The following is an 18,356-nucleotide window of genomic DNA, read 5'->3' as shown; positions in this document are numbered from 1 at the left end:
GTCAGGGATGCATGTGATGCCGAGCATGCTACCGGTCACGATGAGCCTCACGGTGAAGGATCGCGAACAAAACGACAAACGGGCCCAGCATGTCACCATGCTGGGCCCGTTTGATTGTCTTAGGCGCCGACGCGCTCGCGCAGGGTCGCGCCGAGACCGGCGTCAACGTTCGTCCAGTACTGGAAGAAGCGCTCCTTGATGCGGTCGACCGTCAGGCCGCCGTACTGGCCAACGAGCGTGTCGATGAAGCGAGCCTTCTCCTCATCGTTGAACACATCGCGGTACAGCGTGCCTGCCTGACCGAAGTCGTCGTCCTCGGCGTGCAGCGTGTAGGCCGAACGCACCAGTTCGCCGTCGTTCTCCCACGTCGCCTCGATGCCGCGCTCGGCGTCGGCTGCGGGGCCGCCGTACGAGTTGGGGGCGTAGACGCGTGCGTCAGCCGGGTTGAACAGGAACTGCATGGCACCTTCGTGCATGTAGTTGCGAACTTCGGCTGCGTGCGGCTGGTTGACCGGCAGCTGGTTGTAGTTCGTGCCGATGCGGTGGCGCTGAGCATCCGGGTACGAGAAGACGCGAGCCATCAGCATCTTGTCGGGCGAGATGCCGGTTCCCGGAACCTGGTTGCCAGGGGAGAATGCTGCCTGCTCGATTTCTGCGAAGAAGTTCTGCGGGTTGCGGTTCAGCGTGAACGTGCCGACCTTGATGCGCGGGTAGTCCTTCTTTGACCAGGTCTTGGTGAGGTCGAACGGGTTGAAGCGGTAGTTCTTCGCCTCTTCGTAGGGCATCACCTGAACGTAAACGTCCCACTTCGGGAAGTTACCCTCGGCGATGGCGTTGTAGAGGTCGCGACGGTAGTAGTCGGCGTCGGCGCCAGCAATGCGCTCAGCCTCGGCAGCGTCCATGCGAACAACACCCTGCTGGGACATGAAGTGGTACTTCACCCAGAAACGCTCGCCGTCAGCGTTGACCCACTGGTAGGTGTGCGAGCCATAGCCGTTGAGCTCACGCCAGGAGTTGGACAGACCGCGGTCGCCCATCAGATACGTCACCTGGTGTGCGGACTCGGGGGAGAGGGTCCAGAAATCCCACTGCATGTCTGCGTCACGCAGACCCGAGGCGCCGAGGCGCTTTTGCGAGTGAATGAAGTCGGGGAACTTGATGCCGTCACGGATAAAGAACGTGGGCGTGTTGTTGCCGACGATGTCGAGGTTGCCCTCGGTGGTGTAGAAGCGCAGCGAGAAGCCACGAACGTCGCGCCACGTGTCGGGCGAGCCCTGCTCACCAGCGACGGAGGAGAAACGGATCAGCGTTTCAGCCTTGGCGCCGGGCTGAAAAACAGCCGCGCGCGTGTACTGCGACACGTCTTCGGTGACCTCGAACTCACCGAACGCGCCGCCACCCTTGGCGTGCGGGTTGCGCTCGGGTACACGCTCACGGTTGAACGATGCGAGCTTCTCAACCAGGTAGCGATCGTGCAGTGCGGTGGTTCCGTTGGCGCCAGACGTGAGCGAGAACTCATCGCTGGCGACCGGGGTGCCGGTCTGCGTGGTGGTGAAGTTGTCAGTCATTGCTGCTGCTTTTCCTTTCACATTCGGAGCAAATAGCACGGAAGGTTACGGTCGCTTCAAGCACCCGCATTCCGTGGCTTTGGGACGGAGTAAGACAGGGGGCGTGGCCGACGGCGCATTCGACGTCTTGAACGGAACCACAGACGACGCACTGCACGTGGTGGTGGTTGTCGGCGGGTTGGGCCAGCTCGTAGAGTGCGCGATCGCTATCTGGCAGGCTCACGCGACGCACCACATTGGCCGAAACGAGATCGCCAAGCACGTTATGAACGGAGGGGAGTGCGATTCCGGGCACGGCTTCACGCACCTGACCGAAGACAGCATCGGCACTCGAATGCGGATGCATGGCCAGCGCGCGATAGACCGCCACGCGCTGCGCGGTCACGCGCAACTCTGCACCGCGCAGCGCCTCTTCGGCTGGTGCCGGGGCAACGTGCGGGTGGGAGTGCATGCCCCTAGATTATCACTAGATATGAATCATTCATAAAAAGGAATCATGCGTGAGTGGCTTACAGTCTGCCCAATTTCTTCAGCGCAAGGTAGCGATCCGCGACGCGCGGCGGCAGGTCTTCCGGGGTATCGCTAATGGCCTCGGCGCCGGCGCGTTCCATCGCGAGAGCGACGCCGCGAGCCTCACCTTCGGTCTGTTCTGCCGCTGCCGCCCGATAGACGCCATCGATATCGGCGCGCTCGTGAGCGATGTCGTCAAGCGCGGTGTCGGTTGCCGATCCCACGATCACGCACGAGCGTGCCGTGACCGACTGAAGCGAGCCGAGAAAGGCACGGGCAGAGTCGGGCGAGTCTTGAGCCGTCAACAGCACGACGAGTGATGGTCGAGTCGTCAACGTACGAATTTCCGCAAACGCTGCGTCCCAATTGGTGTCAAGCAGTTGCGCTTCGATGGGGGCCATGGCATCGACAATGGCGGGCAGCAGGCGCGGGCCGTCGACACCGCTGACGCGGGCGCGCACCACGCGATCGAACATCACGACATGTACGTGATCGCCTGCGCGCTGGGCGAGCGCGGTGAGCAGCAGCGCCGCTTCAAGAAAGGCATCAAGGCGCGTGGCATCGCCGACACGTGCCGCCGACGTGCGCCCGGTGTCAATCAGGATCACGACATGACGATCACGCTCGGGGCGCCATGTGCGCAGCATTGTGGTCGCCGCTCGCGCCGTTGCACGCCAGTCAATAGAGCGCACATCATCGCCGCGCACGTACTCCCGCAGCGAGTCGAACTCGGTGCCCTGACCGCGTACCTGAAGAGACGTGTTGCCATCGAGCTCTTTGAGCCTTGCCACGCGAGAGGCCAGGTGCCTACGCGAGGTGAACGGTGGGAGCACACGAAGCGTTCCTTCGTTCTTGATCACGCTCTGACGCCCGGCGATTCCCAGCGGGCCGGCGCTGCGGATCGCCACGAAAGCGCTCTTCAACTCGCCGCGTCGTCGGGGTTGAAGCGGAACGGAAATATGCCTGCGCTCGCCACCAGGGATGTTGACGGACGCGCGCGCGCATGGCGCGCCCGCGGTGGGCTGCCACGCGTCACGGATCGTGAGATGAGCAGTGCGCTCGTGCGGATTCGTGATCCACATTCCCGTCAATACCCGATCCCCCAGCCGCGCCCTCGTGGTTCCGTCGCGCACCACCGCGAGCTCTCGCGCGTTGACGGCCATCGCCGCATCGCCGCACGCAACCGCTACCGAAAACAGCAACCAGGCCAGCAGCACCGCCCACGATGACACCCCCGCCACGGAGAGAACCATGAGGGGAACGACGCCGATGGCGACGAGAAGCGGAAATCGACCGGTGACGTACACGCTAGATCGGCACTCGGGTCTGCTGCAGCACACTCGCCAAAACGCTGTCGGCCGTCACCGACTCAATTTCGGCCTCCGGTCGGAGCTTGATGCGGTGACGCCACACCGGCACCACCATTGCCTGAACGTGATCTGGCGTAATCGCCGGATACCCGCTCAGCCACGCCCACGCCTTCGCTGCGGCCAGCAACGCGGTCGAGGCGCGCGGGCTCACACCCACCTGCACCGAGGGGCTGAGGCGCGTGGCTCGCGCCAGGTCGACGATGTAGGCCAACAGGTCATCGGTGGCGTTGACGGCGGCAGCCGCTCGCTGGGCGGCGTGGATTTCTTCCGGCGTGATGACGGCACGAAGGCCGGCATCGGCTAGCTTCGTCGGGGTGAAGCCCGATGCGTGCTTGCGCAGCACCGACACCTCGGCGTCGCGCTGTGGAACCTCGACGATGAGCTTCATGAGAAAGCGGTCAAGCTGCGCCTCTGGCAGGGTGTAGGTGCCCTCTTGCTCGATCGGGTTTTGCGTGGCGGCCACGAGGAACGGGTCGGGCAGCGTACGGCTCACGCCGTCTGCCGAAACCTGACGCTCCTCCATTGCCTCCAAAAGCGCCGACTGTGTTTTCGGGGGAGTGCGGTTGATTTCGTCTGCGAGCAGGATATTGGTGAACACCGGGCCTTCACGAAACTCAAACTCGCCGCTCTTCGCGTCATAAATGAGCGAACCGCTGACATCGCCAGGCATGAGGTCGGGGGTGAACTGGATGCGTTTGGTGTCCAGCCCCAGGGCGGTCGCAAACGAGCGAACGGTGAGAGTCTTGGCGACACCCGGAACACCCTCGAGCAGCACGTGCCCGCGTGCTAGCAGCGCGATTAGCATGCCGGTGATGGTTCCGTCTTGTCCGACGACGGCCTTTGCGACCTCATCACGCACCCGCGCGATCGCGTCGCGCGCGGGGTCTGGCTGCGCTGGAACAATCGGGGCAGCATTCGCATTCATGCTCACGAGGTGGTCCTTTCGCTGCGGAAGGCCGCGGTGACGGCGGCTTCCAAGTGAATCAAATGATCGCTGAGGTCTTGTAACCCGGCATCCGTCGCGGGGGCGGGGCCGGCGAGAAGAATTTCAACATTCTGCACATTCATACCCAGCACGTTCGCGGCGCTCGCGGCGACCCGATGTGGGGGCGAGGCCAGTGCCAGGCCGAGCTTGCGCGCGAGGTTGCGAGTCGTCGCGGCACGCAATACTCCGGCGGCATGCGCGATATCGCGACCCTGGGCGTACAGCTTGGCTCGACCTTCGAGGGTTTCTGAAATCTTGACGGTCACCGGAAGTCGCTCGGCAACGAGCGGGCCGAATCGGCGCCCACGCCACGCGATTGCGGCCAAGGCGGTCGCGATGCCAAGCACGATGACGGGCGTGACCCAGCCGGGCGTGAGCTCGGCGAGCGAACTGGCGGGTGGCGGGTCGCGGTCGGTGTCGGCCGCCGTCGCGACGTACCAAACGATGCTGTCGCGCTGGGAGAGCAGGCGTAGCGCCAACCCGGCATTGCCCGCGTTTCCGATGGCGCTGTTGGCGATAACGGTGGTGCCGTCGATAGCGATGATGGTCTGGTCATCGCGCTGCGCGATCAGCACGCCGGCGCCGTCACCGGCCGAATAGCATGCCGCCGCATCGGGGGCCGAGAAGACGCCGCCGATGGTGGCATCGCCCAGATCGCTCACCAGCTCGTTCGAGCAACTGGCCGCTACCGTGGCGTCGGCAAAGCCCGCCCGTTCGCCACCCAACGCGGTATCTAGCTGGGTGCTGGTGGGCGAAATCAACACGACAATATCGGCGTTGGCGATCAGCGATGCGAAGCCGTCGTCGGTGAGCGCGGGTGTCGCCGGAACCACGAGAGTTGCGCCCGCGGATGCGCTCGCGGCGGCGGTGTACGACTCGGTTCGCATGAGGTCGATGCCGTGATCTTTCAGCACCTCCGCGACTGCGCCCGCACCCGCAGGGGAGGGGCTGTCGGGAGCCAACCCCGGCTTCATCGCATCGTCAAGCGATGGCCGGGTGAGGGCGATAACGGATCCTAATACGAGGGCAATCAGGCCGAGCGCGACCCAGAACAGCACGCGCCGCCTTCGACCCTGTGATGGCGATTCGCGAGCGAGTGGTGTAACGGGTGGCGGCACCACGGGGGAGAGTGTCGTCATGCCGAACCCGCCATCGTGGGCAGTGCGCTGAGCTTTTCGGCTCGAGTGGACTGCAGGTCGGAGTCAAGGCTCGCAAGGCTCTGATAATCGGCAGGGGTGCCGTCGATGCGCACATACCTCACGTTGTCGAAGAGACGGGCCGCCTCATGCAGGCCACCGCCATGTCGGGGAAAACTGCGTGATGCCTCGTGCGCAAACTGTTGCACTGTGGCTCCGGGGGAAAGCACGACGATGCCGCGTTCATCAAGCCCGCGGGCCAGGGCTCGCATTCGCAAGATCAGTGCCTGGTTCCAATCTCCCGCTCTGGCCGCGGCGTCGGCCGCTTCGCGCAGTTCGGCCGCAGAACGGCCATCGTCCTCGCCGAACAGCGCGTCGGGCGTGGCGCGGGAGGTGATACTGAGGCGTGGTCGACCCCAAATGAAGAACGCGGCGATGATGAGCACCACGATGACGGCCGCCACGATCCACACGATGTAGGGCCCCGCAATGTCGGAGGTTACTGACGAAAACAGATCGTTCCAGAAGTTCACCACACTGGTGACGAGCTTGTCCCACCACGTCGGCTCGGCCGCACTGTAGCGGGGATCGCTCAGTTCTTTTTCAATCAGATCCTGCGCCTCGTCAGGGTCGGGCCAGGCCGTCGGCCAGAAAAATCTCACGTTATCGTGAGCCTTCCTGTCGTGGTGCGTCTGGGTCGATCACCGGGAAGAACGGTCGTGGGGCGTCGTAGCCGGGCGTGGGTTCGGGCGTTGCCGGTGCGGCGTAGCCGGCGCCGGGAGGGGCGTATCCGGGAGGGGCGTACGCGCCGGGCGCGAAGCGCTGGTCACCGCTCGGTTGCGGTTGTTGCGTATCGTGCGTCGCCCAACTGCCCGGCTGCGAGAAACCGGGCTGGCCATAACCGGGCTGCCCGTAACCAGGCTGTCCAAAGCCGGGCTGGCCGTAACCGGGCTGGCCGTAGCCGGGCTGAAACTGCGCCTGAGCGGGGTTGAAGGCGTACGGGTTTTCAACCACGGCGCGGCCCGCATCACGGTTGTCCATGTAGTTCTGCAGGTCGAGGCTCAGCCCCTCCTTGCGCATCCGCGAGTCGACGTAGACGATGGCGACGCCGGTAGCCGACACCACGGTTCCAATTGCTCCGATAACCGTCGTCACCGCGGTCGGAACGATGCTGGCCAGGATGATCTGGCTGAAGAAGTCGACATTGACGTCGCCGGTCGGAGCGAGAACGGGAACAAACTGTTGCGTCACCCAGCCGAAGACGGTGCCTGCTGCTTGCCCGGCAAAGCCGAAGATCACGCTGATCAGAACGATGACGCCGAACGTCTTCCAGAAGAAGCCGCGCGTCAGGCTGAACGAGCGCGCCATGCTGGCAAAGAGGGTGCTGCGTTCCAGCACGATGATGGTGGGCGTGAGGGCGAGCTTGATACCGAGCCACACCACGACGGGGAAGGCGGCAAGGGCGAGTAAGACGGCAAGGAACGCCGCGCGACCGAGCACCACCATGAGGATCGTGAGGATGATGGCCGCAGCGACCAGGCCAGCGCCGACCAGCAGTGTGAAGCCCAGAATCCGCCAGATCGCGGGGCGCACACTACGGAAGATCTCGCCAAGAGATTGCCGCTCGGCGACGACGGCGCCGCCGACCTCTGCCGCAACGACGGCCTGCACAACGGTGGACACCAGCATGGACACGATCGTGAGGGCAAACGTCACCACACCGAGTGTCGCAAGCGAACCCAACATCACTTCGTTGAACGCATCGCTGCCGTACTGATCCCGCGGGAAGCTATCGATGCGCTCGATGAGGGCGAAGGTCATCCAGATCACAACAGCCGCGCTGATGAGGCTGGTGACGGCGGTCACGCCGATGGAGAAGCCAAGCAGCACGCGCGGGTTGTGACGCAGCGCGCTGAAGCTTTTGCCGAGGATCTCACCAAACGTCAGCGGACGAAGCGGAATGATGCCCATTCGGGACGCCGGAGTCCATCCGAAGGTTCCTGACATGCGGTGCTCCCTACTCGATTCGCTTCCATCGTGTCATACCACTGCCGATATTCTTCGGAGGTCTACTAACCTGGGTATGAGGGACGCCTATGTCCTGGATCAGAATTGAAGGATCAGTCATCACTATGACCTCACGCATCCTCGTCGTTGACGATGACACCGCTCTCGCGGAGATGATTGGCATCGTGCTGCGCACGGAAGGATTTCAGACGGTTTTCTGCGCAGACGGTGCTGAAGCTGTCGAGGCTTTCCGCTCGTCACGCCCCGATCTGATTCTGCTCGACGTCATGTTGCCGGGCATTGACGGCATCGAGGTGTGCCGCCGCGTCCGTGCCGAAAGCGGCGTGCCGATCATCATGCTCACCGCACGTGCAGACACGTCCGACGTCGTTGTCGGTCTCGAAGCCGGAGCCGACGACTACATCGTCAAGCCGTTCAACCCTAAAGAGCTGGTTGCTCGCATTCGCACGCGCCTGCGCCCCGTCGCAACCGACACCGCCGAAGTCCTCCGCGTCGGCGATCTTGCCGTCGACGTCGCCGCGCACGAGGTGCGCCGTGGTTCCGAAGCCATCGCTCTCACGCCACTCGAATTCGAGCTGCTGGTGGCACTGGCCTCCAAGCCGCAGCAGGTGTTCTCGCGCGAAATGCTGCTCGAACAGGTGTGGGGCTATCACTACAAGGCCGGCACCCGCCTGGTGAACGTTCACGTGCAGCGACTGCGCGCCAAGGTTGAAATCGACCCGGACAACCCCAAGATCGTGACGACGGTGCGTGGCGTTGGCTACCGCGCCGGCGCCGTCGTATGACATGACCAAGACCTCACCGTTGCAGCGGCCTCGAACCTCGGGGTCGCTTCCGGCAACGTGGTCGGCGCTGTGGAAAGGCTCGGTGCGGTTTCGCACCACGGTGCTGACCGTCGTGCTCTCGGCGCTGGCCGTGATTATTGCGTGCGTGTGGATGGCTCTCGCCATTCAGGATCGCCTCTATGAGGCGCGCAAAGACCAGGCGATGACGGCCGCACTGCAGGCCGCGGCGGAGGCGCAGAGCTTGCTGGATGCCGCCAACCCCGAAGGCGACCCCGGCAAGCTCCAAGAAATCATGGGCGGCGTGCAAACGCGTGTCGCCAACCTCGCAGCGACGGACTACGCCCGCATTGTGCGCTCGCCGGCAGAGGCATCGACAACGCTCGCGCCGGTGCCGTGGGTGACGACGCCGTTTGAAGCGAATGCCGACATGCTGACCGAGGGGCTGCGCGAGCGCGTGCGCGATCAAACCACGCGCCAGTGGCTACAGGCCGTCGAGATTACGATGCCCTCTGGCGAGTTGGTTCCGGGAATTCTGATCGGCCAGAGCCTGCGTTTTCCCGAGGTCGGCATGTACGAGCTGTACCTGGCGTACCCGCTCGATGAGGAGCAACAAACGCTGTTGTTTGTGCAGCGCACCCTGTGGCTTGCCGCCGCCGCGCTGCTGTTCATCATCGGCGTGATCAGTTGGTTTGTGATGCGATCGGTGACCGCGCCGATTCGGGAGGCCGCCGAAACCAGCGCGCAACTGGCGGGCGGCGATTTGGGCGTGCGCATTGTGGTCGATGGTGAAGACGAACTGGCGACGCTCGGGCGCTCGTTCAACGCGATGGCCGACTCCCTTGAGGGTCAGATCAAGGAGCTCGCCGAGCTCTCGCTGGTGCAGCAACGATTCGTCTCCGACGTGTCACATGAACTTCGCACGCCGTTGACCACCATTCGCCTCGCCGCCGACATGATCAACGACAACAAGGCGTCGTTTGATCCGACGACGGAACGCGCCGCCGAGCTCTTGCACGCCCAGGTGCAGCGATTCGAAGGGCTGCTGAGCGACCTGCTGGAGATCAGCCGCTACGACGCCGGGTCGGTGCAACTCGAAATTGAGCCAACGAGCCTCGCGCACCTTGCCGAAGACGTCATCGATTCGATGCAACAACTTGCCGACCAACATGGTTCCAATCTGCGCCTCGTCGCGCCCGGCGGATACTCACCCGTCGATATGGATGCGCGCCGCGTGCGCCGTGTCGTGCGCAACCTGATTGGCAACGCGATCGAGCACAGCGAGGGTAAGCCCGTCGTTGTCACCGTTGATTCCAACCAGCAGGCGGTCGCCATCGGCGTGCGCGATTTCGGTCTCGGCATCAAGCCGGAACACATTGAGCACGTTTTTGATCGATTCTGGCGCGCCGACCCGTCGCGCAAGCGCACGATCGGCGGCACCGGCCTCGGACTCTCCATCGCGCTCGGTGACGCGAAGCTGCACGGTGGCACGCTCACGGTGTGGAGTGAACCTGGCAACGGGTCAAACTTCGTGTTGACGCTGCCCCGAGTCGTCGGCGGCGCCATTACGGTGATGAGCTCACCGATTGCTGTCGAGGGGCAAGACGCCGAGACACCCATGGGAACCCTGGGGCTCACCCAACCCATCGATGTTGTCCTTGACACTGATCTTCGGGGGAAGAAATGACGGCACGGTTGCGCGCAGTCGCGATTCTCACCGCAGCGCTCCTCGCGCTCACCGGTTGCACGGGTTTTCAGAAATCCGGTGAAGTAACCGTCGGTCTTGAGGTGGGGGAGATCCCGCCGGTTCCGTTCTCCTTCACACCCAGCGGCCCGCAGGCGGGAGCGGAACCACGTGAAATTGTGCAGGGATTCTTGGCCGCAGCCATCGCCCCCGACGGCGGGTGGAGTGCAGCCAAAGAGTTCCTCTCCGACGAGTTTGCCAATGACTGGGATCCGTCGGCCGGAACGGTCGTTGACACGGCGTCACGCCGCACCGTGATTGAACCCGAGGTCGTTCCCACCCCGACGGCGAGCGCCGTGCCGGAGGCGGCGAGCCTGACCACCGTTTCGCTGACCGTTACGACCATCGCCACGGTGGATGCCTCGGGCGTTTACCGCGTCTCCGAATCGTCGGAAATGCAGATGGACTTCGAGCTGCAGACCCAGCCGGACGGGCAATGGCGAATTACCTCGGCACCCGACGGCGTGCTGCTTGACCGCTTCTCCTTCGAGAATGTCTTCGACGACTACGACCTGGCCTTCTACGACCCGACCTGGACCTTCCTGGTTCCAGATACCCGGTGGTACCCCCACGTCACAGCCGTACGCGACATTGTGAATGGCCTTGTTGAGGGCCCGGCGCCCTGGCTGGCGGGTGCCGTATCAACCGCGGTTCCCGAGGGCGCCCGCGCCCTCGCCTCGATTCCCATCGACAACAACGTCGCCAGCATCACACTCGCTGGCACCGACAGCCTGGAAGCCGATGCCATCGGCCGGCTCAAACTGCAACTCACCAGAAGCCTCAGCGGCACGGCGGTGCGCGAGGTCGTGCTATCGAGCTCAACGCGTGAGCTCACCGCGCCGATCGCAACCGTGACGCCAACGACAGTTCCCACGAGGGCACTCGTGGGGACGGAGGCCGGGTTCGGATACTTCACCTCGGGCGGCCTCGATCCGCTCGACGATCTGGATGAAGCGGCGCTCGGTTTTCCCGTCGTCGCGTGGGAGATGAGTGAGGCAGCCGGTCATGGCGTCGCGCTATCGCGCTCTGGTGAGGTGGTGCGTCTGAATGGCGACAGCCCCGAGAACGTGACAATCGACGTGCGACCGGGCCTGATCGAACCGACGCTCGGACCCTTCGGTGACATCTGGACGGTACCGGCCGACACACCCGGAGCCCTCACGATTACGATGCAGGGCGGCGAGGCAACACAGTTGCCCGGAACCATGGCCGAGCTCACCAAGATTTCGCATATGCAGCTCTCGCGCGACGGCACGCGTCTCGCGGTTGTCGGCCTGGCGGGAAGCCAAGCTGAAGTCATCGTGTACTCGGTGTTGCGCGGGGCTGACGGAACCGTGTTGAGCCTGGGTAAGGGCAATCGAATTCGCGATCTGCGCAGCGCCGACGTCAAGAGTCTCTCCTGGGTTGATGACACCTCCATTGGCCTCGTGGTGGCGAATGAGACAGACAGCACCGTTATCGTGCAGCCATTGAGCGGCCCAGCGGTGAGTAGCAGGGCAGTCGCCGATGTTGTTGACATTGCCGGTTCAAGCGATCCGGGTGCGATCTGGATCCGCACCAGCGACGGCAAGCTCTACTCCTCACGCGGCACGACCTGGGCGTTGGCTGGTTCCGGCATTCTGGTGCTCGCTCGCCAGCAGGGTGCCGCGGTCGCGCACTGAGCCTTCTCCCCGAATTGCGGAACCGCGAAATTCGTCCCCAAGGTATAGCTCGCGATGATGGGGAGGGGAGCGCCTCTGCAAACTTGTGGGCATGGCGCAGCGCGGGCGTGGGGCATGGCGGGAGGCCGTACATCAGGCCTCGGCCATGGTGTTTGGCTCGCAGTGTGTCGTCTGCGGCGCGGTGACGGGGCCGGTATGCGCGAGCTGTCTGCCGATGCCCGACGTGCAACATCGAAGCTTGCCTGGTGGTCTGCCGTGCTTTTCTGGCGCGCTGTGGAGTGATGAGACGGCCTCGCTCATGCTCGCTTTGAAGCAAGACGGTGTGACGCGCATTGCCCGCGAGCTCGCGCCGCTGCTCACCGCCGCGCTCGACGCAGCCGTGCCCGGTGGTTCCGCCCCCGCCATGCTGGTTCCGGTGCCGACCCGAGCCGCCGCGGATCGCCGCCGTGGTTATCGGCCCGTCGAGGTGCTGTTGCGTGCGGCAGGGCTGCCGTTTCAGCGGGCGATGCGGGTCACCAGCGCGGTGCAGGATCAACGAGAACTGACCCGTGCCGAACGCGTGCGCAACACGCAAGGGGCGTTCGCTGTGCGCAGAACAGCCGAGAATCTGGGCCGGGTGATTCTCGTCGATGACGTCGTGACGACGGGCGCCACGCTGGTGAATTCCGCGCAGGCACTGCAGTCTGCGGGCATCACGGTTGCGGCGAGCATCACGGTGTTGAGTACACCGAAACGGCACACAGGCAACGCGTAGAAAATTTATATGCGAATGGTGGTGACACGCATCGGTTGGGCGACTACGGTGAGGGGAACAAAGGCGACAAGGTCCGCCCTTGAACCGGTGGACCGGACAAGGAGGTCAGACATGGAAACGAGCATCGTCGGCGTAGGCGTCGGGATTTCGGATCGTTTTCGTGAGGTGGCTGACGAGAAGGCAGAGCGTATTTCAAAGCTCGCCACTCGCGCAGAACGGCTCGACGTCAAGGTGACTCACCATTCCAACCGGCAGGGACGAATGGATGATGAAACCGTCGAACTCACCCTCAACGGCCGTGGCCCGCTGGTGCGGGCAGAAGCAACAGATCCTGACAAGTTCGTCGCACTTGATCTCGCTGTCGATAAGTTGATGGAGCAGGTTCGCCGCGCAAAGCGCAAGCGCCTCGATGGTCGCCATGACGCACGTGGTGCGCACCTCGACAAGAACACCGGCGCGCTGCACGGCATCGATGTGCGCCCAGCTTCGGCCGATGTATTGCGCGCGGTCAAGACGGGGGAGATTCCCATCATCACCGGCAACGAGGAAGAAGAGGACTACACGCCCGTCGTCATTCGCACGAAGCAGTTCGGTGCCGAATGGATGTCAGTTGAAGAGGCCGTAGACCGTATGGAATTGGTCGGACACGACTTCTTCCTGTTTGTTGATGCTCGTACCGATCACCCCTCCGTTGTCTACCGCCGCAAGGGCTGGGACTACGGCGTGATCTCGCTCAAGACCAACGCGCCGCCGGAGGCTGTCGCGGCGTCATAAGCCAAGAGAGAGGGGTGGTCCCGGGTTTCCGGGACCACCCCTCTCTCTGTTTCCGGGGCTATCCCGAGCTGAAATTTGCCCGGCAGGGCTGAGTCGAAATTTGCCCGGGCAGGGCTTAGTCGAAAATGTCGCCCAGAATGCCGCCGAGGATGGCGCCACCAATAATGCCGCCCATCATGTCGCTCATGCCGCCACCCTGATTGCGGCCACCGCCACCCCACGTGTTCTGCTGCTGGGGGCGGGAGGAGTCAATGTCACGCTGGGCGAGCTGAAGCGCTTCGCTGGCCAATTGGGCGGTGCGACGGGCAAGGGTCAGCGCTTCTTCACGCGTGTCTTCGGGAACGATCAAGGCATCGATGCCGGTACGAAGGCGCTCCGCCTCGGCGAGTCGGGTGCGAGCGTCTGCGCCGATCCAGCCGCGGTGGCCAGCGATGACGCTGCGGGCGACGGCGATTTGGCGGTCGGCATCGTCCAGCGCGTGGCGGACGACGTCAACCGTCGGCAGCGGTCGCGCGGCACGGTCGCGGGCTTTCGCCACGGCCGCATCGAGGTGCTGGTTAGCATCGCGCAATGCCGAGAGGGATGAGAACGGGTCTGTCTTCGAGCCGGCTGCAGGCAGGCCCGCGAGGGCGGTCTCCAACTCCTTCATGGCCTCGGCGACGGCAGGAGTCGAGGCCAGGTCGCGAGCGGCCACCAGGTCGCCTCGCGAGTCTGCGACAACATCGGTGAGGGTTGATTCTGCTCGCAGCGCTTCCAGCTCGTAGTCTTCGACGCTGTCCAACACGGTTCCGGCGCGGCGTACCGCCTCGATAGCCGTTTCCAGCGCCAGGTTTGCCTCTTCGTTCTGGCCCGACGCGCGACGGCGTGCGGAGATATCGGCGCTGTGGCGGGCAAATGCGATGAGCTGAGCGGCCTCGTCGGCCCCGGCCGAAACCTTGGCCATGGCGGATTCGTTGTAGCGCTCGGCGAGGCGCACGATGGTGTCTCGCGCTGCCGGAACCCGATTGTCAAGACCGTTGGCATCGGCCTGTACCCGCGCCAAGACCTCCGGAGCGCGGCGTACGCGATCGATGCGATCGGCGAGAGCAGCCGTGCGCTCATCGAGCACGTCATCTGCCCACTCGCACAGTTGCACAATGCGGGCGTTACGGGTGCGCAACTCCTCCGCAGTGTCGGGGATGTGGTCGTGGTTGAGCTGGTGCAGTGAGAATGCCTCCTGCATGTGCTCGCGAACGGCGGTGAGGGCATCACGCAGGTCTTTTGTCGCGGCATCGCCGAGCTCGGCCTGCGCAAACCCAACCTCGTCAGCTGCGGTGCGCATACGCTCGTCAACGGCGACCATGGCCGCCTCAGCGCGCCGGCTCAGTTCGGTGTCAGCCGCTTGCTGTTCTTCTTGCTCAGCGCGACGACGTTTGCCCCAAAATCCTGCCATGGTTCGATCATAAGGATTCCGCCACCCACATGCCTAAGCTTCGGCTCAGCGGTAAGCGAACGTGCGGTTTAAGCGACGGCCTTCTTAGGGCGGCCGCGACGCGGGCGACGAGTATCAACGGCCAATGGTTCCGGGGCTTGCTCCGCCGACGCGACACGAACGGTGCTCAACCAGTCCACGTCAGCGCGGGCACGATGCACGGCGGCGGAGAGGATGAGCGCACTGAGCGGGTTGGGTTCGGCGTCACGCCGTTGCTCCGCCTCGTGCAGCCGCATGCGGGCTGCCTGCAACTCAATATCGATCAGCGCGTCGGCGTCGACGCCAGGCAACGAGATGGCGAGCGAAATTTTGGCAGCGAGGTCGTCACGCGCATCGGCTCGCGGGGTCGCGCGGGAAAGCCAGGCCGCAGCCTCCTCGCGCCCGGCGGGGGTGATGTGCCACATGACATGGCCATGCTCGTCGGCGACACCTCGTTCGGTGTGCCCGTCGCGCTCGAGGCGTTCCAGGGTGTTGTAGATCTGACCGACGTTGACCGGCCAGATCTGCGCGGTTCGCCGCTCAAACTCGCTACGCAATTGATTTCCGTAGCAGGGCGACACCGCAAGGATCGCCAACAGACTGTATTTGATCGTCATGCAGCCCTTTCCGGTTCACTATATGTATACCGGACGATCCATTATTTTCACGGATTCATGGTGTGCTCTGAGCGTATCCAGCACGCGTCAAGGTCACGGGCAGATAACATGGATCGGTGTCGGTACCCCGACGCTCGCGGATATCCCGCTTGACGCAATGGATGGAGAACACTCCGTGGCCAACCCGATTGAGAAACTGCTACGCGCTGGTGAAGGTCGAATCCTTCGCCGTTTGCAGCAGGTGGTCAAGGCTGTTAACGCGCTCGAAGACGACTACGCGCAGCTCACGGATGACGAGCTTCGCGGCGAAACCGCCGAGTTGCGTGCCCGCTACGAACAGGGCGAAACGCTTGACCAGCTCATGCCCGAGGCGTTCGCCGCCGTACGTGAAGCCGCCAAGCGTACGCTGGGCCAGCGTCACTACGACGTTCAGATCTTGGGTGGCGCAGCGCTGCACGCCGGCAACATCGCCGAGATGAAGACCGGTGAAGGAAAGACGCTTGTCGCGACCCTTCCCGCGTACCTTAACGCCATCGCCGGTGAGGGCGTGCACGTCATCACCACCAACGACTACCTCGCGTCGTACCAGTCCGAAATCATGGGTCGCGTGTTCCGCGCCCTCGGCATGACGACCGGTGTCATCGTTGCCAGCCAAACCCCGGACGTGCGTCGAGAGCAATACAACGCAGACATCACGTACGGAACCAACAACGAGTTTGGCTTCGACTACCTGCGCGACAACATGGCGTGGTCCAAAGATAACCTGGTGCAGCGCGGTCACTTCTTCGCCGTCGTCGATGAGGTCGACTCGATCCTGATCGACGAGGCGCGTACGCCGCTGATCATCTCTGGCCCGTCATCGGGTGAAGCAAACCGCTGGTTCACCGAATTTGCCCGCATCGCGAAGACGCTGGAGGCAGGTGAAGACTACGAGGTTGACGAGAAGAAGCGCACCGTCGGTGTGCTGGAGCCCGGTATCGAGAAGGTCGAAGACTACCTCGGCATCGACAACCTGTATGAGTCGGCCAACACCCCGCTGATCTCGTTCCTCAACAACTCGATCAAGGCTCTCGCGCTGTTCAAGCGTGACACCGACTACGTCGTCATGAACGACGAGGTCATGATTGTCGACGAGCACACCGGTCGTATTCTCGTTGGCCGCCGCTACAACGAGGGCATTCACCAGGCGATCGAGGCGAAGGAGGGTGTTCCCGTCAAGGCGGAGAACCAGACTCTTGCCACGGTCACCCTGCAGAACTACTTCCGCCTGTACAAGAAGCTCTCCGGCATGACCGGTACGGCCGACACCGAGGCCGCCGAGTTCATGTCGACCTACAAGCTCGGCGTGATTCCGATCCCGACGAACAAGCCGATGATCCGCAAGGACCAGGCCGACCTCGTGTACCAGAACGAGCAGGCTAAGTTCGCGCAGGTCGTCGAAGACATTGCCGAGCGTCACGAGGCTGGCCAGCCGGTGCTGGTCGGAACCACGAGCGTCGACAAGAGCGAGTACCTGTCGCGACTGCTCGCCAAGAAGGGCATCAAGCACGAGGTTCTTAACGCCAAGAACCACGCTCGTGAAGCCGAGATCGTGGCGCGAGCCGGTCGAGAAGGCGCGGTCACCGTCGCAACCAACATGGCCGGTCGTGGTACCGACATCATGCTCGGCGGTAACGCTGAATTCCTCGCGGTTCAGAACATGAAGGCGAAGGGTCTTGACCCGGTCGAAACGCCCGAAGAGTACGAGGCCGAGTGGGACAAGGTCTACGCCGACGTGCGTGAGCAGGTCGAGGTGGAGAGCGCAAAGGTTATTGAGGCCGGTGGCCTCTACGTGCTCGGCACGGAGCGCCACGAGTCGCGTCGTATTGACAACCAGCTGCGTGGTCGTGCCGGACGTCAAGGCGACCCCGGTGAGAGCCGTTTCTACCTGAGCCTCACCGACGATCTGATGCGGTTGTTCAAGAACGGGCTCGCCGAGACGATGCTTGCTCGTACCAACCTGCCTGAAGACGTCGCAATTGAGTCCGGCATCGTGACGCGCGCTATTGCCAGCGCACAGTCTCAGATTGAGGCACGTAACGCGGAGATCCGCAAGAACGTGCTCAAGTACGACGACGTCCTGAACCGTCAGCGTGAAGCCATCTACGCCGACCGCCGTCAGATTCTTGAAGGCGATGACATCCAAGACCGCATTGGGCACTTCATCGAAGACTCCATTGAGGCAATGATCGACTCGCACACCGGCGAGGGCCACACCGAAAGCTGGGACTTTGACGCGCTGTGGACGGAGCTGAAGACGCTCTACCCCGTCAGCGTCACGGTTGAAGAGGTCGTCGCCGAAGCCGGTGGTTCCAAGGGCAAGGTCACGGCCGAAGGGCTCAAGCGTGAGCTGCTGAGCGACGCACAGATTGCCTACTCTGCTCGTGAAGAGCAGCTCGGTGAGGCGGCGATGCGTGAGCTGGAGCGCCGTGTTGTGCTGCAGGTTCTCGACCGTCGCTGGCGCGACCACCTCTACGAGATGGACTACCTGAAAGACGGCATCGGCCTGCGTGCGATGGCTCAGCGTGATCCGCTCATCGAGTACCAGCGCGAGGGTTTCCAGATGTTCCAGTCCATGATGGGCCAGATCAAGGAAGAGTCTGTCGGCTACCTGTACAACCTTGAGGTTGAGGTGCGCCAGCCCGAAGGCGGCGAGGTGACGCAGGTTGAGGCCAAGGGCCTCGCCGCGCCGACGCAAGACGTACAGAAGCTGGAGTACTCCGCGCCGAGCGAAGACGGCGACGTCGAGGTGCGCAACGACCGCGGTCAGATGCAGCAGTCATCAACGAACCGGATGCGCCAGGCCCGGTCGGAGGCTCAGGCACCGGCGGAACAGCGGGGTGCGTTTGGTCAGAAGGTTGACGCAGCGCCCGCGCAGGCACCGCAGAACCGCGCCGCGCGTCGCGCCAAGAAGAAGTAACACGACGCAGCGCCATAC

15 protein-coding genes are annotated in these 18,356 nt (G+C 63.6%); 6 read left to right on the top strand and 9 right to left on the bottom strand.

The window, feature by feature from the left end; all coding sequences use genetic code 11:
• Window positions 1–119: 119 nt before the first annotated feature.
• The 7 genes from FVP60_RS03695 to FVP60_RS03665 are packed head-to-tail and all read right to left on the bottom strand — an operon-like array spanning window position 120 to window position 7,576.
• Entirely contained in the window at window positions 120–1,568 is a 1,449-nt protein-coding gene (locus FVP60_RS03695) for a catalase (protein ID WP_147824891.1), read from the bottom strand.
• Window positions 1,561–2,019 carry a Fur family transcriptional regulator gene (locus FVP60_RS03690; RefSeq protein WP_147824890.1) on the bottom strand — a complete coding sequence of 153 codons (459 nt, stop codon included), beginning with the start codon at window positions 2,017–2,019 and terminating at the stop codon, window positions 1,561–1,563. Before FVP60_RS03690 ends, FVP60_RS03695 begins: the two co-directional genes overlap by 8 nt.
• A 58-nt stretch (window positions 2,020–2,077) precedes the next feature.
• Entirely contained in the window at window positions 2,078–3,385 is a 1,308-nt protein-coding gene (locus tag FVP60_RS03685; RefSeq protein ID WP_147824889.1) for a DUF58 domain-containing protein, read from the bottom strand.
• Window position 3,386: 1 nt separating this feature from the next.
• Window positions 3,387–4,373: an AAA family ATPase gene (locus FVP60_RS03680; RefSeq protein WP_147825494.1), complete on the bottom strand. Its 987-nt coding sequence runs from the start codon at window positions 4,371–4,373 to the stop codon at window positions 3,387–3,389.
• 2 nt (window positions 4,374–4,375) lie between these two features.
• The gene (locus FVP60_RS03675) at window positions 4,376–5,572 is read right to left on the bottom strand and encodes a DUF4350 domain-containing protein (protein WP_147824888.1); all 1,197 of its coding nucleotides are present in this window, start codon (window positions 5,570–5,572) and stop codon (window positions 4,376–4,378) included.
• Window positions 5,569–6,231: a DUF4129 domain-containing protein gene (locus tag FVP60_RS03670; RefSeq protein WP_147824887.1), complete on the bottom strand. Its 663-nt coding sequence runs from the start codon at window positions 6,229–6,231 to the stop codon at window positions 5,569–5,571. Before FVP60_RS03670 ends, FVP60_RS03675 begins: the two co-directional genes overlap by 4 nt.
• Window position 6,232: 1 nt before the next feature.
• Window positions 6,233–7,576, bottom strand: coding sequence for a hypothetical protein (locus FVP60_RS03665; protein ID WP_147824886.1), 1,344 nt, complete (start codon window positions 7,574–7,576; stop codon window positions 6,233–6,235).
• A gap of 125 nt (window positions 7,577–7,701) precedes the next feature.
• On the opposite strand from FVP60_RS03665, the gene mtrA reads away from it, so the two are divergent.
• The 5 genes from mtrA (at window position 7,702) to hpf (ending at window position 13,312) form a co-directional block, all read left to right on the top strand.
• A complete protein-coding gene (mtrA, locus tag FVP60_RS03660) occupies window positions 7,702–8,382 on the top strand; it encodes an MtrAB system response regulator MtrA (protein ID WP_147824885.1) in 681 nt (226 codons plus the stop codon).
• A 1-nt stretch (window position 8,383) separates the two neighbouring features.
• Window positions 8,384–10,066 (top strand): MtrAB system histidine kinase MtrB, encoded by a 1,683-nt coding sequence (gene mtrB, locus FVP60_RS03655; RefSeq protein WP_147824884.1) that lies wholly within the window; start codon window positions 8,384–8,386, stop codon window positions 10,064–10,066.
• The gene (locus tag FVP60_RS03650) at window positions 10,063–11,784 is read left to right on the top strand and encodes an LpqB family beta-propeller domain-containing protein (RefSeq protein ID WP_147824883.1); all 1,722 of its coding nucleotides are present in this window, start codon (window positions 10,063–10,065) and stop codon (window positions 11,782–11,784) included. The genes mtrB and FVP60_RS03650 overlap by 4 nt, the downstream gene beginning before the upstream one ends.
• A gap of 223 nt (window positions 11,785–12,007) precedes the next feature.
• Window positions 12,008–12,538: a ComF family protein gene (locus FVP60_RS03645; RefSeq protein ID WP_187240548.1), complete on the top strand. Its 531-nt coding sequence runs from the start codon at window positions 12,008–12,010 to the stop codon at window positions 12,536–12,538.
• 111 nt (window positions 12,539–12,649) lie between these two features.
• Complete coding sequence (gene hpf / locus FVP60_RS03640; protein ID WP_147824881.1) at window positions 12,650–13,312, top strand: ribosome hibernation-promoting factor, HPF/YfiA family; 663 nt, start codon at window positions 12,650–12,652, stop codon at window positions 13,310–13,312.
• Window positions 13,313–13,427: 115 nt separating this feature from the next.
• Here the strand turns inward: hpf and FVP60_RS03635 are convergent, their stop codons facing one another.
• Window positions 13,428–14,744 carry a coiled-coil domain-containing protein gene (locus tag FVP60_RS03635; protein WP_147824880.1) on the bottom strand — a complete coding sequence of 439 codons (1,317 nt, stop codon included), beginning with the start codon at window positions 14,742–14,744 and terminating at the stop codon, window positions 13,428–13,430.
• Window positions 14,745–14,812: 68 nt separating this feature from the next.
• Complete coding sequence (locus tag FVP60_RS03630) at window positions 14,813–15,379, bottom strand: PadR family transcriptional regulator (RefSeq protein ID WP_147824879.1); 567 nt, start codon at window positions 15,377–15,379, stop codon at window positions 14,813–14,815.
• Window positions 15,380–15,554: 175 nt separating this feature from the next.
• On the opposite strand from FVP60_RS03630, the gene secA reads away from it, so the two are divergent.
• Window positions 15,555–18,338, top strand: coding sequence for a preprotein translocase subunit SecA (secA, locus tag FVP60_RS03625; RefSeq protein WP_147824878.1), 2,784 nt, complete (start codon window positions 15,555–15,557; stop codon window positions 18,336–18,338).
• Window positions 18,339–18,356 lie beyond the last annotated feature (18 nt).

Source organism: Microbacterium mitrae (assembly GCF_008017445.1).
Lineage (GTDB): Bacteria > Actinomycetota > Actinomycetes > Actinomycetales > Microbacteriaceae > Microbacterium > Microbacterium mitrae.
The sequence above is the reverse complement of the archived record's forward strand: the minus strand, read 5'-3'. Positions and strand labels throughout refer to the sequence as shown.